The following is a 14,709-nucleotide window of genomic DNA, read 5'->3' as shown; positions in this document are numbered from 1 at the left end:
TCTTGTAAAGGTGGTTAAGCGAGCCATTGAAATTACTAAGCAGGATTTTATGGTAACTGAGGGCTTGCGCAGCCGTGAGCAGTGCTGCATTAATTATGGCAAGGGACGAACAGCGCAACAATGTTCTATAAAGGGGGTGCCGGCTAAATACGCCCAGCCAAGTTTAAGCAAAGTTACATGGCTAAATAACCCATTCGCCAGCAAACACACCACAGGCAAAGCCATAGATTTAGTGCCGTATCCGGTAGATTGGAATGATTTAAAGAAATTCCGAGTAATTGCCGAGGCTATGAAACATGCTGCCAATGAGCTTGGTGTAAAAATAAACTGGGGTGGAGATTGGGTAAAGACTAAAGATTACCCGCATTTTGAGGTGTAGCCATGAAAAACATCAATTATCTAGCCTTAGGCGCTTGGGCTTTGCTTGCCTTGATGGTGCTATTTGCTGTACTTAGCTATGGCAGCAAGCAGTACCAGAAAGGTTATAGCAAGGGCACGGAAGAAGTCCAACGGCAGTATCAAGAGGCTTTAGCCAAGCAGCAGGCGGCTATCAATAAAGCCAGCCAAGACTATGAGAAACAGAAAGCAGAAAATGAGGTAAAGCAAGATGAACGACAAGCACAAGTTACAAAGATTGTTAAAGTTCCTGTTTATACTAACGTGTGTCTGGACGCTTCAGGGGTGCGCATCATCAACGAAGCCATCAGCAGTCGCTAGCATTCCAGCCAACCTTACAGAGCCATGCCCTGCATTAAGCCCGTTAAACGGCGCTACAGGCGCAGATATTCTGCCGTGGGCAGTTGGGGTAGTAGGGAAGTATAACGACTGTGCAAGGCGGCATAGTGCGCTGGTAAAAGCTATTCACTAACATTACAATCTAGCTTATTCAGTTGTGGGGGAAATCACCACGGTTGAAATGTATTTGCGTGCGCCAATTTTTGGACTTACGTGAAAGGAATATGAACTGAGTTGTTACGGAGATCGAAACAACTCAGTTCAATCATAAATAAAATGATAAGCCTATAAACGATAACTACAGCTTAACAATAGTCAACGCCGTTTTCCTGAAAAAACTACGGTTGAGTTGTAGAAATCAAAAAATAATGCCGATAGTTTTTGCCAAATTTAAGACAAAACCACATTAAAACAAGCCAAATAAACCAAGGTTTGCAGGCGGTTCATTTGTTTAAAAACAATAACTTGTGATAATTCTTGGCGGACTCTTAATCCATTTGTCCAGGGTTCGATCCCCTGACGACCCACCATTTATCTTCCATTGCTTTCAACATTTTACGCATTATATCTATTGTAACAACTTCCTCCTCTGGTTTGTTTACTGTGACAGAATTGTGACAAGTAATTGTCATAGTATTGTCAATCTTTATTGCATCATTGCATTTTTGACCAAATGTTCTGGAGCCAAATGTGCATACTTTTGTACCATTTCTAAAGATTGCCGGTCTCTCATTTCTTTTTGAAAATACAGTTGTAAATACCCCAAAGTTAGTACAAGATTCAGGTAGAAAATTACGCTGCTTGTTTTAGGATTTTATACTCACTCGGTGTCATATTATTTAATGCTTCATGAGGTCTTTCTGTGTTATAAATGGTTAGCCATTCTTCGGTTACCTTTCTTGCCTGTTCCTGATTATTAAATAGATATAAATCTAGCACTTCAGTGCGATAGGTGCGATTAAGTTGTTCAATATATCGGTTTTGATATGGACTATCTGGTTAAATATAATCTATAGTTATACCATGTGACTTTGCCCAGTCAATGAATGTTTTTCCGGTAAATTCCGGTTCGTTATCTACTCGTATTTTGAGTGGATAGCCATGATATCCGGCCAGTTTATCCAGATAACAATCCTACCAGCCGGCAAACTGACCGCAATATCAATGTCTAACACCTCATGATTAAAATCATCGATGACATTGAAAGTTCTAAACCTGCGTTGATTGCGACTGCTGTTACTCATAAAATTTATTGATCAGCATTTACCTAGCTTATTCGGTACTGATAGTTTTTCTAGGCTTCGCGGAGGAATACGTGTTGTTTACGCGTTACCCTGAGATTAAGCTTTAACTGGCAGTATATTCGATAAACACATTTGTGATTCCAGTTATAGCCGAGCTTTCTAATGCGGTTAAAACACTTAGGAAAGCCCCAGTGTAAATGCCTATCCGTGATAGCACTTAGCACTGACATAATCACCGAATCATCCGGTAACAATGATTTTCTTGCAGTTGCACAGCCCAAGCTTTACGTGCTTGAGTTGGCACTATAGCTTTTTTATTATTTTCTCCTGAAACTGAGATTTTAAACTCAGCTCAGCAAACATCTGCTTAAGCTTACTATTTTCAGCTTCCAGTTGCTTTAATCGTTTAATATCTGAAACTTAAATGACACCATATTTATCACGCCATTTATAGAAAGTTGAATTCCCCATACCATATTTACGGCAAAGTTCTTTGACGGAGATACCGGCTTCAGCTTCTTTTAAAATAGCTACGATCTGATATTCAGTCATTTTTTTCATGATTAAATCCTCTGTGGGTTAACAAAGAGAATTTTCTACTTTTATGCTGTGCTATTTAAGAGGATAGTTACAAAAGGAGTTTATATTTGCTGATCATATGCTAAAATTTAACATTTTTAATTAATATATTCAGAGACGGATAATGATAAGTCGTTTTAAGCCTTTAATCCAACTTTCCGAGCATGAGAACAAACAATTTTCTTCTATAATTCAAAAAGAAAGAAAAATTAGAATACCTTCAGCTGAAACTACGATAAAAGAAGTAAAGAAAATTAATCAGGATTTAATAGATGGTTTATTGAATAATGGAAAAATTTCTGAGGCTATAGTTCAATGGAGAAAATTTTCTTATGATTATTTTTTAGAGCAGGAAAGTAATTTTAATGGCGTGATATTAAAAGAAATAGCAAATATTTTTGATGGGCCTAAAGAGCTGCTGACATGCATCAGTAACAAACTGTATGCATTATCGAATATCTCAGAAGCTGAGTTCTATAAAGAATTAAATCAATATTTCGGTGTTTATTCGGGTTATATCAGCCCTTATATTTATCAATTATGTTTAAGTAATACGCAATCAAGAAGATCCAGAGCAGGAAAGGAATTTGAACAAATCGTATATTCATTATATGATTATTTCGGGTTTACGTTTGAATCACAAGCCAGCATCGGAAAAAAATCTTTTTCTAAACTTGGCTTAGGTAAAGTTGTTGATTCGATTATTCCAAATACCGACGCGTTTAGTAAACTACGAATTCGGACTATTGTCGGTTCAATGAAAACGACTTTGAGAGAGCGATGGCAAGAAGTTGTCGAAGAAATTCAAAGGTCTTCTTTACCAAATATTTATTTGTTAACAGTAGATAATGATATTTCTGATAAAAAGATAGCACAAATGAGGGAACATAATATTGTTTTAGTTGTACTTGATTCAGTCAAACGTTCGAAGAAATTATCAACTTGCCACAATGTTATTGATTTTGAATGCTATTTTAGTAATTCGATTCCGGATGTGTTAAATTATTGGGAACATCATAATTTAATTTTATGAGAATTATAGACTTATTTGCAGGCATCGGTGGTATACGCTTAGGCTTCGAGCTGGTTGCTAAAGATATTGAATGTGTATTTACTTCAGAGATCGACAAATACGCAATAAAAACATACATTGAAAATTACAGTAGTGAAAATATTGCAGGAGATATCACTTCGATACAGGAAGAAAATGTGCCTGATCATGATATTTTGTTAGCCGGATTTCCTTGTCAGCCATTTTCACAGGCAGGTTTAAAAAAAGGATTTTCAGATACCAGAGGAACTCTGTTTTTTGATATTGAACGGATTTTATTAAAAAAACAGCCCAAAGCTTTTCTGCTGGAAAATGTAAAGCAATTAAAAGGGCATAATAAAGGTAATACTTTAAAAATTATTTTAAGGCATCTGCAAGATGCCGGTTACAACGTTTTCTATGACGTTTTAAAAGCGAAAGATTTTGGTATTCCGCAAAACAGAGAAAGAATATATATTGTTGGTTTTCTGGATCATTCTGTCAATTTTGTCTTTCCGGAACCATTAAATTTGCCTACAAGAGTGGGAGATATTTTAGAGTCTGATGTTGATCAGAAATACACTATTTCCGATAAATTGTGGGCTGGTCATCAACGACGGAAAGCAGAAAACCGGATTAACGGTAAAGGATTTGGTTATGGTTTAGTAAACTGTAACTCAGAATATACCAATACTATTTCCGCCAGATATTATAAAGACGGAAGTGAAATTCTGATTGAACAGACCGGTCGTAATCCCAGAAAACTGACACCAAGAGAAGCTGCCAGATTGCAAGGTTTTCCTGACAGTTTTAAAATTCCGGTATCTGATGTTCAGGCTTATAAGCAGTTTGGAAATAGTGTTTGCGTACCTGTTATAATGGCTATTGCTGAAAAAATGCTTTCTGTAATGAAATAAAGTTCCTTAGGCTATGGATGTTCACTCCCCTGAACAACGATCCTTTAATATGTCAAGAATTAAAGGCAAGAATACTAAACCGGAAATCCAGGTACGTAAATGGCTGTGGAAAAACGGCTACAGATACCGGCTGCATGCATCTGACCTGCCAGGCAAACCTGATATTGTCTTCAGATCCAGAAAAATTCTGATCTTTGTACATGGTTGTTTCTGGCACCGCCATGGCTGCAAATATTCTTCTACACCTAAAACGAATCCGGATTTCTGGTCGGCTAAATTTGAACTTAATATCAGACGTGATGAAAAAAATCTGAATATTCTCCGAAGTCACGGATGGCATGTTCTGACTCTCTGGGAATGTGAAATAAAAAACTGGAATTTCCTTGCCGAACCAAAACTGAAAAAATTCTTACATCATTTCTATGACACAGACTTGAATAGATAAATATCCTGAAATAACCGGATTACCGTTCAATGCCATCACGTCCAATATTATTTGAAAGGGTATGATTTAAATTACTGACAGTTTTATCATATCTTTCCTGAGCCTGAGTAGTAAAACCGGTCTCGTTTACTTCTTTAGCAAATTTACTTAGCAGTCTGGCTTCGGTTTTGTGTCCGCTTTTGTATAGTTCTCTGACTATCTTGGCATATTCGCTGATGATTTCCGAACGTGTTGCAACTGCTTCTTTCAGGAAGATATGTGCCGGTCTGTTACCGGTTTTAATAGCTTCAATTAATGCTTTAGCCTGTTCTTTGTGAACATTGCCTGCATAACCACGTTTTCGCATGGAATGTAGTACAAAATTTTCTCCTTTTCTGGTTACACCGCGATGCTGTCTTCGTGTGGCTGCGCAAGGCACGCTTTGTTCGCGCATCTTTTCAGCAAATCGTAGCCGCCATTCGAACAGATCATTTTTACGGGGATTAAGCCTTTGGCCAAACTCATCATGCATCAGCACACTCAGGTGTACATGTGGGTGAGCCGGTTCATCACTGTATGCACTGTAAATGCGTACTGGTGGCCTTGAAATTGTTCAGCGGCAAAATTACCTTGCTGCATCCTTTACAGCTTGTGGCGGCGTTCTTGCGTGCATTGAAAGCACAATATTAAGTGCTTCGCGGCGTTTCCCATTTTCTGGTATACCAAGTTTTTGGCAGTCTTTTGTTTGGTTGCGCAGTGCTTTTTTGCCATTAAGCTTTTCGCTGTCCTGATTTCCAACCTCAACCTCACCGTTACGGCTGATTTAATTAAGATGATTGCGTATGTCTTTCAGGTCGTTACTGATATTACTTTTGCGTCGTGTTATCTTTACCATCACTTCAGGCTGTTTCAGCGCAGCTGCGCGTAAATTGGTCAAACCGTAGCCTGGTTTAAGTGGTGGTGGGGATTTCTTGCGGCCAAACAAAAAAACCGCCAGAATCTTGTGTTCTGACGGCTCGTGTTTTATGACCTAACAGCCAATCATCTACTGACTTGTTCATTCATACCTCATGTTACTGGCCAGCATTATTTCCTGTACTACGTCTGTATGTTTGTCGATAATAGTGCGCAGTTAGCGGATTTCGTCTATGGTAGTACCATCTGATTCGCCAGCATTTAACTGGCGTGCAATCTGATTATAAGGTTGTGGTCAATTCACAGCAGTTGGTAATTGGACTGATACAGACATATAGACTTTGTTGCTAGACAGAGTAGGGTAGCTTGTAATATTGAATAGCCGATAATTTCAATAGTCAGCGTATGTATAAAATTTAATTTCTTCAGGACAAGTTGGTTAAATCTCATGGTTACTCATTAAAAATATGGATAGGTAATGAACCTGAAGTTAGCATAAAAGCGGCCATAAACTGAATAAAACCGAATGCTATAATCATAAATTATATTCAATGAAGCAATTTACATCGAATGATTACATTAAGCAATTGAATCTTGGCAAGCGTACAGGATCATTAAATTTACATCTTTTTAATGCTCAGCCATAGACAATGAGAGTAACCCAGATTTAGTTTTTTAAATTTTATTCAATAAATCTACAACAAAATATGGGCAAACAAAAAGCCATTGTTTACAATACGACCATTTAAACTTAAATGCAGGACATTTAATTATGGCAGATTTTAATCATATTCTGGATGCCGGTGATGTAGACGGCGGTATTATCAATGTTGTAGTAGAAATTCCGGCTGGTTCTAACCATAAAATAGAGTGGGATCGCAAGCTTGGCGCAATGAAACTGGATCGTGTTGAGCCTGTTATTTTTGCCAAGCCAACTAATTATGGCTTTATCCCGCAAACATTAGACGAGGATGGTGACGAACTGGATGCCTTAATTGTTACCGACCAGCCTCTAAGCACTGGTATCTATCTGGAAGCGCGGATTATTGGCGTGATGAAATTTGTTGATGATGGTGAAGTTGATGACAAAGTAGTTGTGGTACCGGCAGATGATCGCAACAATGGTAATGCTATTCAAACCTTGGCAGATTTACCATCACAATTGATTAAACAGATTGAATTTCACTTCAATCACTACAAAGACCTGAAAAAGGCTGGCACCACCCAAGTAACACACTGGGGCGATATCGAAGAAGCTAAAAAGGTTATTCGTGAATCTCAACAGCGCTGGCAACAGCAGTAATTAAAACAATATTTAGGTAGCTATCAGCCTGTAAAGTAGTAATAAACAGGAAAAATGCCCTAAATCAGCTGCGAAATTTTTATGCTTTTGATATTTAAGTTTCGCAGCAAATATCTTAATGCAAAATCTGAGCATAATATATATAAGGAGATTTAAATTGGGTGCTCCACAAGGTATCCGCCCACTTTTTGATAAAGCATGGGCTGCTTCTGAAATAATTTACAATAAAGCTGATAATTTAGAAGAAAGACGACAAAGAGTTGCTAACATCATTGGTGGCAAAGTTGCATACAATATAAATCATCCAGACCCAAACTAAGGTGGAATAACACTTGTGCAGTTCGCATGAGTTATATTCTGAATCACTCTGGATTCAGAATACCATTTATACCGAAGCAAACAGTATCTGGAGGAGATAAGAAATTCAAGTATTTCTATTGAGTTAACCATCTAATCAATTTTTTTATATGTGCAATGGGACAAGCCAGAAATTGTACGCTATCTGCCTTCAGGAGGTGGAACCCTAATCGGAAAAAAAGGGATAATCTTATTTGAGGTTTCCGGCTGGTCCGATGCTCTAAGGGTCAAGCTACTTTATTTAACGGCTATAAGTGTTATGACTGTTGTTATTTTAACGAACCAGAGTCAACATATACCACAGATCGGGCTAATTTTTGGAGTTTGCTATGAATACTTTTAGAATGCAAATCATATGTGCTTGTTTACTGATGATATTATCATTTGGTTGTAATGCTTCAAACAATAATATCACATCACCAGAAGCACCTAAGCGAACAATTATTCAAAACTATAAGGACATGGTTTTGGCATTTTGTATAGCAGATGCTTATCATGATGATAAATTTGCTGCAATAGACGCTGGAAGCAGTGTTAGTGCATTAGAGGAATGGACTTATTATGATTTAGAAGAAAGTACGAAAGAAATACAAAATTTAGTAGATATATATCTGTCACGAAATTACTTTAATCCACTCGTTGAAGCAGAGATAAAAGGGGTTAAATTCGATTTTCTAAAATGTCTGGATCTATACCATAGCAAAGATTTAAATAAGCTGGCTAAAAGAATGGTTGAATATCCACATGAAACTTACAAGAGCTCATTACATAACTATTATAGAGATTTAAATAGAAATAAATGAAAAATATTTCAAATCATCTTGTAATCCTGAAAATTAAAATTTAGAGTTTGCTATGAGAAACTTTAAACTCAAATTTCTATATGGCTATTTCTTAGCCTTATTGCCATTTTTGTGTAATGCTGCTAACAATAATATTACTTCACCCGAAGCACCTAGAAGAACATTTATTCAAAATTACAAAGATATGGTTTTAGGAAATTGTTTAGCGAAAGCCTATCTTAACGGTGAAATTGCTTCAATGGATTCTGGCAGTAGTGTAAGTGGACTAGAAGAATGGGACATATTATGATTTGGAAGAGAGTCCACAAGCTGTCCACCATTTAATAGAAATGTATCTATCACGTAATTATCTCAATCCATTGGCTGAATCAGAAATGAAGGGAGTTAAATTCGATTTTCTAAAATGTCTGGATCTTTATCATAGTGAAGATTTAGATAAACTTGCAAAAAGAATGATTGAACATCCACAAGATACTTTTAGAGGTACAGTTCGTAATTATTATAGGGATTTAAACAGGAAAAAATAATCAGAGAAAATGAGCTAAAGACAAGATACATAACAACTGCTGGTATGGATAAATAAACTAAAAGGTTAGTAGTCGGAGAAGCTTGTAAATTATCAGCTTTAATCGGCTTAAGTTCAATATTAAAAATTTAACATAATATTCATTATGCGAAATAATCAAATTATAGTTACAACATAACAGATAAAATAATTGTTATTTTCGGGTGTTTTCATATGATTGCTTTTCTAACAAAACCATAGTTTAGAATTACTAACAATATTTTTTATCGTAAAATACAAGTTAATTAAAGCTATTTATGTTTTTATCAGGCTTGTAACAGTTGAGCAAAATGAGCTCAGAAGTCTGACAAAACAATTGACATTTCTGGAATTACCATGAAAAAAACATTATTACTGGTTGATGGTTCATCGTATTTATATCGAGCATTCCATGCGATGGCACCATTAACTAGTCCCACGGGTTTGCCAACAGGTGCATTATACGGCGTACTTAACATGCTAAGGCGCTTACGTTTGGATATACCACACGATTATGCTTGTTGTATATTTGATGCCAAGGGCGAGAATTTCCGTCATCAGCTTTATCCTGACTATAAGGCTAATCGTCCACCGATGCCAGAAGATCTGCGGCCGCAGGCTGAAGTTTTACCAGAGCTGGTAAAGTTAATGGGATGGCCTGTTTTATCTATAAATGGCGTGGAGGCAGATGACGTAATTGGTACATTAGCCTGTTCAGCACAAAAAACTGGTTATCAAGTCATTATCTCAACAGGAGATAAAGACATGGCTCAACTTGTTAATAATCAGGTCACGCTGGTAAATACCATGAGTAACGAAAAACTCGATACTACCGGTGTATTAGAAAAGTTTGGTGTTTCACCTGACCAAATAATTGATTATCTTAGTCTGATTGGTGACAAAATTGACAATGTACCAGGAGTAGATAAATGTGGTCCCAAGACTGCGGTCAAATGGTTGCAGGAATATGGAACCTTACAAAATATTATTAATCATGCCAATGATATTAAAGGGAAAGTTGGTGATAATCTACGTACTGCACTACCAAAATTACCTTTATCTTATCAATTAATCACTATTAAAACAGATATAAATCTGCAACAAGAATTGCCACATGGTCTTGAAGATTTAAAACGACAAACACCCGCATGGACCGAATTAATCCCCCATTTTAAGCAATTAGGTTTTAAAAGTTGGTTAAAAGAAGCGCAGATGTATCATGATGAAAATACAACTATTTCACAGTCTGAGGACGATTTATTTACCGAAACTGAAGTTAATAAAGACATCAACAGAGGAATTATAAAAAATACATCAGAATCAGAGAATTTAAAAAATATTCCCAAACAATATTCAGCTATTACAACAGTTTCCCAACTAGATGAATTAAAAAAACAATTAGATACAGTACAAACGATTGCTCTGGATACAGAAACAGATAGTCTGGATGCTATGAATGCCAATTTAGTGGGTATCAGTATTGCTTTGGAGCCAGGAAAAGCATTCTATATTCCTGTTGGCCATAGCCCTACAGTAGTTAGTGAGCAATTACCGCTTGAAACGGTTCTGAATACTCTTAAACCTTATTTCGAAGCTGGTAAACCTGGCAAAATTGGCCAGAATATCAAATATGACCAGCATGTACTGGCTAATTATAATATTAATTTAAAAGGTATTGTGGGTGACTCCATGCTGGCTTCTTATATTGTTGAAAGCCATTTAGGACATGGTCTGGATGAACTGGCTCTGCGGCATCTGGACTGGCAAACCATTCACTACGAAGATTTATGTGGCAAAGGAGCCAAACAAATTAGTTTTGCAGATGTTGTACTGGAAGACGCTGTCAATTACGCCGCTGAGGATGCAGATGTATCTTTGCGCCTTGAGATTTTACTCAGGCAACAAATGGACACAGCTCAGCTCGAGCTTTACCGGAATATGGAAATTCCAGTTGAGAACATATTGTATATTATGGAGCGTACAGGGGTATTAATCGACCGTCAGGAACTGGCTCAACAAAGCCACGAACTTGGCACACAGTTGGTGAAACTGGAGGAACAGGCTTATCATCTGGCCGGACAGCCTTTTAATCTAAACTCACCAAAACAGCTGCAATCTATTCTATTTGACAAGATGGGTATTCCTACTGCTGGTCTAAAAAAAACCTCCACTGGTGGCATTTCAACCAATGAAACAGTACTTGAAAAACTGGCACCCGACTATCCCCTACCCAAACTTATTTTACAGACACGTACGCTTGCTAAACTTAAATCTACTTATACGGACAAATTACCTCAGTTGATTAATCCGCACACAGAACGTGTACATACTACTTATGCTCAAGCTGTTGCCATTACTGGGCGGCTGGCCAGTAATAATCCTAATTTACAGAATATTCCTGTCCGCACAGAAGAAGGACGGCGTATTAGAAGAAGCTTTATTGCCCCACGCGACCAATTCATAGTTTCAGCAGATTATTCTCAGATTGAGTTACGCATCATGGCTCATCTTTCCAATGATGCCACTTTGATTAATGCTTTTAAGAATAATGAAGATATTCACAGGCGTACGGCTGCGGAGATTTTTTCAACTCCACAAGATCAGATAACAGCTGAACAACGACGCTACGCCAAAACAATTAATTTTGGATTGATTTATGGTATGAGTGAATATGGATTGGCTAAATCTCTTGGAATAGAACTTCAGGCAGCTCAGCATTTTATTTCTCGCTATTTTAGCCGATATCCAGGTGTACACGAATACATGGAAAAAACTAAAGAACAGGCATTACAGTATGGGTTTGTAGAAACACTTTTTGGCCGCCGCCTCTATTTGCCTGGATTAAAAAGTAGCAATGGCATAGAACGCGCTGGGGCATTCAGAGCTGCAATCAATGCACCAATGCAGGGTACTGCATCTGATTTGATAAAACGAGCCATGATTGCGGTACAAAACTGGCTTGAGCAGGAAAACATGCATACGAAACTAATTATGCAAGTGCACGACGAACTCGTTTTACAAGTACCTGAATCTGAATTATCAACTTTGCAGTTTCATTTACCGGTATTAATGTCTGGTGTAGCCGAGCTGAAAGTCCCCTTAATTGTTGATGTAGGCAATGGCCATAATTGGGATGAGGCACATTAAAATAATGATTTTATTCTGATATTGTTCTTATTTGAGAAAATAAAAAAGCAGTCGAATACAAATAGACTGCTTTTTTATAAATTTCTTTAAATTTTAGAGAAGTATAAGCATCATACATTCAATATGACAAAAAGTTAACTAATCACTAGCGTATACTGACCAGTTGTGCCCGTAACGCCGCTATTTGTTTAGCATAGTCTTTATGTCCAAAAATTGCTGAACCTGCTACAAATGTATCAGCACCTGCTTCTGCAATCTGAGCTATGTTATCAGTTTTGATCCCCCCGTCCACTTCCAGACGAATGAATCTGCCATTTTCTCTGGCATATTCATTGATTATTGCCCTAACCTTACTGATTTTTTTCAATGTTGATGAAATAAAACTCTGTCCACCGAAACCCGGATTGACAGACATCAACAATACCACATCAAGTTTGTCTATTACCTCCTGCAATACATGAATTGGAGTAGCTGGGTTAAATGCTAGCCCTGCCTCACATCCTGCTGCTTTAATCAGACTGAGACTTCTGTCTATATGTCGACTCGCTTCAGGATGAAATGTAATAATATTGGCTCCAGCAGCTGCAAAAGTACTAATCATTTCGTCTACTGGTTCAACCATTAAATGTACATCTATTGGTACAGAAGCATATGATTTTACAGCTTGGCAAACCATAGGCCCAAAAGTAAGATTTGGTACATAGTGGTTATCCATAACATCAAAATGTATCCAATCTGCTCCGCCCTCAATTACTGAAGCAATTTCATTGCCTAGACAGGCAAAATTTGCAGATAGGATACTAGGTGCTATAAAGAAATTTGGCTTCATTAACTTATTCATATAAAAACGCCTGTGGTAAATTATATTATTTACGCAAGTTTACTACCATTATAAGTGCTTGACTGCTATTGAAGTATACTTTTATCCTCCATTGAAATGAAAGGGAGAATGGAATGGTGGCTCTATACTGGCAAAAAATAGCACACTATTGTACAGGTCTTGTCATATTGACATTTACCTGCTCCACATTTGCTTCTGAGCACATTAATTGTGATATCCGCAAGCTTGAATTAACTCAAATGCAAAAAGCTCGGCTGAGATTTATTAGAATGCAGTATAAACGAAATCAAAATACGAATTTACAACACACTGCAAACAGCAAACGCAAAAATGAACAATTGAACCAAATCCTGATGCAACCCAAATTTGATGAAGCAGAAGCTAAACGTTATGTTCTGAATCATTATATGTCACGTATGCAGCAGGATGTAAATGAATTGAAAGTTCAATATGAATTTTTACAAGTTTTAAACCATCAACAACGTAAAAACTGGATAAATAATTGTTTACGTTAAGTATTAATAGATTATTGCATGTATCTATAATTCTTTCTAAAATTATAATTCTCAATATATGTAAGCACTACTGATTCGGACAGTAAATATTTGATTTTAAATTTTTTTGAAACCTAATTTTAAAAAAACAATAAAAAAACAATAAGTGATTCTGTGATCTAATCTTCCTTTAATCACTGAACTGTCTCCGTATAAGTTTTAAAGCTAAAAATTTAAAATTAAATATAAATACCAAATTTTATTTAAAATAATTGTTTTATTGTTTAGTACAATTAGCATTACTGGATGCATCAGTAATATTACTAACACTTCTAGTATCACAAATATAAAGGTTTCCAGCGTTTCCTAACCAGACTGATTTTTTTAAATTGCTATTACTTTTTGGTTCAGCATATAAACGATAAATTGAACAATCTGTAGCACTTTGGCACTCACCCCCGATAGTGTATTTACTATCAGTATTAACTTGCTGGGCAATTATTGTACTTAAATCACTTTGGACAAAACTGGCATTGAACAATTGTAATTTACGCTCAGCAACTTTTAGACTAATATTTGTTAATGTTGTGCTTGCATCTGCCAAATTTGCCTTTTCAATATAGTTTCTATAACTAGGCAAAGCAATAGCAGATAGCACCCCAATAACAGCAATTACTATCATTAATTCTATCAAAGTGAAGCCATTATTTAGAAACTTGTAACTCATAAACGCCAATCTTTATATATGTTTTAACAAATCAGTTATCATACAGTGCAGCTTGCACATTTTCCTCAACCATACTGGTAGTAGATCCATTGCGTCCCCAGCCTTTGGAAGTAATGCGAAATAAATATATACCTACTCCGGCATCTTTATCAGGACCTAAATATTCTATAACATATCGGTACTTCATATCATCATTGGCATTTGGTGAAGATGGAATGGAAGGATCGTCTACTGCATTAGTAAATACCTTGTCTCTCTTCCAGACTTCTGGTAATTGTGATGCACCACAGTTCTCTACGATGGCCAATTTACTATTGGCTATTGTTGGTTGTATATTATTGGCCGCACATAAACCATCTTTACAATCACAAGCAAATACTTTTCTATCGCTGCTGGACTTGATATCAGCAGGCCAGCTACTGATAAGATTTTCAGCTGCAACTATTCCTAACTGAGCGTTCTGAAGAGCAAATTGATGATCGCTGTCATTGGCACTTGTACGAGTGTCCATTGAAGTACTTTGCATAGTAGCAACAACTAGAAAAGCAATTACAATCATCATAATAAGCACTAAAAACAATGCAAATCCGGATTGCCTAACTGGTATGGATTTATAATTTATTTTCATGTCAGAAGCCATTAGTCTAGA

Annotated in this window: 21 protein-coding genes, 1 tRNA gene and 1 pseudogene; 15 read left to right on the top strand and 8 right to left on the bottom strand. The window is 36.7% G+C overall.

All coding sequences use genetic code 11. The features are described from left to right. The 4 genes from BHC51_RS00440 to BHC51_RS12555 all read left to right on the top strand — a co-directional run. On the top strand, positions 1-379 hold a 379-nt coding region (locus tag BHC51_RS00440), incomplete at its 5' end, for a M15 family metallopeptidase (RefSeq protein WP_100153078.1). Between the two features lie 2 nt (positions 380-381). Continuing rightward, a complete protein-coding gene (locus tag BHC51_RS12340) occupies positions 382-717 on the top strand; it encodes a hypothetical protein (RefSeq protein ID WP_100154094.1) in 336 nt (111 codons plus the stop codon). Continuing rightward, a complete protein-coding gene (lysC, locus tag BHC51_RS13425; RefSeq protein WP_100153075.1) occupies positions 608-868 on the top strand; it encodes an Rz1-like lysis system protein LysC in 261 nt (86 codons plus the stop codon). Before BHC51_RS12340 ends, lysC begins: the two co-directional genes overlap by 110 nt. Before the next feature lie 307 nt (positions 869-1,175). Continuing rightward, positions 1,176-1,265: transfer RNA gene (locus BHC51_RS12555), tRNA-Ser, on the top strand. Between the two features lie 262 nt (positions 1,266-1,527). On the opposite strand, the pseudogene BHC51_RS13220 reads toward BHC51_RS12555, so the two are convergent. The 4 genes and pseudogenes from BHC51_RS13220 to BHC51_RS00425 form a co-directional block, all read right to left on the bottom strand. Further along, a pseudogene (locus BHC51_RS13220) lies at positions 1,528-1,722 on the bottom strand (integrase core domain-containing protein); the annotation flags it as partial. A gap of 89 nt (positions 1,723-1,811) precedes the next feature. Next, on the bottom strand, positions 1,812-1,979 hold the full coding sequence (locus BHC51_RS12550) for a hypothetical protein (protein WP_180296381.1): 168 nt from the start codon (positions 1,977-1,979) through the stop codon (positions 1,812-1,814). Between the two features lie 50 nt (positions 1,980-2,029). After that, on the bottom strand, positions 2,030-2,209 hold the full coding sequence (locus BHC51_RS13215; protein WP_143558692.1) for an IS3 family transposase: 180 nt from the start codon (positions 2,207-2,209) through the stop codon (positions 2,030-2,032). A gap of 190 nt (positions 2,210-2,399) precedes the next feature. Next, positions 2,400-2,540: a transposase gene (locus BHC51_RS00425; protein ID WP_100153073.1), complete on the bottom strand. Its 141-nt coding sequence runs from the start codon at positions 2,538-2,540 to the stop codon at positions 2,400-2,402. Positions 2,541-2,682: 142 nt separating this feature from the next. On the opposite strand from BHC51_RS00425, the gene BHC51_RS00420 reads away from it, so the two are divergent. Genes BHC51_RS00420 through BHC51_RS13210 form a run of 3 tightly spaced genes read left to right on the top strand, consistent with a single transcriptional unit; the run spans position 2,683 to position 4,950 of the window. Continuing rightward, complete coding sequence (locus BHC51_RS00420; protein WP_100153072.1) at positions 2,683-3,591, top strand: type II restriction endonuclease; 909 nt, start codon at positions 2,683-2,685, stop codon at positions 3,589-3,591. Next, entirely contained in the window at positions 3,588-4,505 is a 918-nt protein-coding gene (locus BHC51_RS00415) for a DNA cytosine methyltransferase (protein ID WP_100153071.1), read from the top strand. The genes BHC51_RS00420 and BHC51_RS00415 overlap by 4 nt, the downstream gene beginning before the upstream one ends. Before the next feature lie 13 nt (positions 4,506-4,518). After that, positions 4,519-4,950, top strand: a complete 432-nt coding sequence (locus BHC51_RS13210; protein ID WP_100153070.1) for a very short patch repair endonuclease — start codon at positions 4,519-4,521, stop codon at positions 4,948-4,950. A gap of 19 nt (positions 4,951-4,969) precedes the next feature. Here BHC51_RS13210 and BHC51_RS00405 read toward each other — a convergent pair whose 3' ends face one another. Further along, on the bottom strand, positions 4,970-5,461 hold the full coding sequence (locus BHC51_RS00405) for a hypothetical protein (protein ID WP_100153069.1): 492 nt from the start codon (positions 5,459-5,461) through the stop codon (positions 4,970-4,972). 1,155 nt (positions 5,462-6,616) lie between these two features. On the opposite strand from BHC51_RS00405, the gene BHC51_RS00400 reads away from it, so the two are divergent. The 7 genes from BHC51_RS00400 to polA all read left to right on the top strand — a co-directional run bounded on the left by BHC51_RS00400 (position 6,617) and on the right by polA (position 11,998). Next, a complete protein-coding gene (locus tag BHC51_RS00400) occupies positions 6,617-7,147 on the top strand; it encodes an inorganic diphosphatase (RefSeq protein WP_100100319.1) in 531 nt (176 codons plus the stop codon). 157 nt (positions 7,148-7,304) lie between these two features. After that, positions 7,305-7,466: a hypothetical protein gene (locus BHC51_RS12900; RefSeq protein ID WP_218966349.1), complete on the top strand. Its 162-nt coding sequence runs from the start codon at positions 7,305-7,307 to the stop codon at positions 7,464-7,466. After that, the gene (locus tag BHC51_RS13205; RefSeq protein WP_373885673.1) at positions 7,436-7,588 is read left to right on the top strand and encodes a T6SS effector amidase Tae4 family protein; all 153 of its coding nucleotides are present in this window, start codon (positions 7,436-7,438) and stop codon (positions 7,586-7,588) included. Before BHC51_RS12900 ends, BHC51_RS13205 begins: the two co-directional genes overlap by 31 nt. Before the next feature lie 245 nt (positions 7,589-7,833). After that, the gene (locus BHC51_RS00390; RefSeq protein WP_100153068.1) at positions 7,834-8,307 is read left to right on the top strand and encodes a type VI secretion system amidase immunity protein Tai4; all 474 of its coding nucleotides are present in this window, start codon (positions 7,834-7,836) and stop codon (positions 8,305-8,307) included. 52 nt (positions 8,308-8,359) lie between these two features. After that, positions 8,360-8,596, top strand: a complete 237-nt coding sequence (locus BHC51_RS12890) for a T6SS amidase immunity protein Tai4 family protein (RefSeq protein WP_218966347.1) — start codon at positions 8,360-8,362, stop codon at positions 8,594-8,596. 40 nt (positions 8,597-8,636) lie between these two features. Beyond that, entirely contained in the window at positions 8,637-8,834 is a 198-nt protein-coding gene (locus BHC51_RS13200; protein WP_373885672.1) for a T6SS amidase immunity protein Tai4 family protein, read from the top strand. 374 nt (positions 8,835-9,208) lie between these two features. Next, on the top strand, positions 9,209-11,998 hold the full coding sequence (gene polA, locus BHC51_RS00380) for a DNA polymerase I (RefSeq protein ID WP_100153067.1): 2,790 nt from the start codon (positions 9,209-9,211) through the stop codon (positions 11,996-11,998). Positions 11,999-12,143: 145 nt separating this feature from the next. On the opposite strand, the gene rpe is transcribed toward polA, so the two are convergent. Further along, the gene (rpe, locus tag BHC51_RS00375; protein WP_100153077.1) at positions 12,144-12,827 is read right to left on the bottom strand and encodes a ribulose-phosphate 3-epimerase; all 684 of its coding nucleotides are present in this window, start codon (positions 12,825-12,827) and stop codon (positions 12,144-12,146) included. A gap of 125 nt (positions 12,828-12,952) precedes the next feature. Here rpe and BHC51_RS00370 point away from each other — a divergent pair, with 125 nt between their 5' ends. After that, positions 12,953-13,354 (top strand): Spy/CpxP family protein refolding chaperone, encoded by a 402-nt coding sequence (locus tag BHC51_RS00370; protein WP_100099014.1) that lies wholly within the window; start codon positions 12,953-12,955, stop codon positions 13,352-13,354. Between the two features lie 256 nt (positions 13,355-13,610). Here BHC51_RS00370 and BHC51_RS00365 read toward each other — a convergent pair whose 3' ends face one another. Together BHC51_RS00365 and BHC51_RS00360 are read right to left on the bottom strand one after the other, a co-directional pair. Next, positions 13,611-14,060, bottom strand: coding sequence for a type IV pilin protein (locus BHC51_RS00365; RefSeq protein ID WP_100153066.1), 450 nt, complete (start codon positions 14,058-14,060; stop codon positions 13,611-13,613). Between the two features lie 31 nt (positions 14,061-14,091). Beyond that, a complete protein-coding gene (locus tag BHC51_RS00360) occupies positions 14,092-14,688 on the bottom strand; it encodes a pilus assembly PilX family protein (protein ID WP_180296380.1) in 597 nt (198 codons plus the stop codon). Positions 14,689-14,709 lie beyond the last annotated feature (21 nt).

This window comes from Snodgrassella alvi (genome assembly GCF_002777745.1).
GTDB classification, from domain to species: domain Bacteria; phylum Pseudomonadota; class Gammaproteobacteria; order Burkholderiales; family Neisseriaceae; genus Snodgrassella; species Snodgrassella alvi_D.
This window is presented reverse-complemented; position numbering and strand designations above follow the sequence as displayed.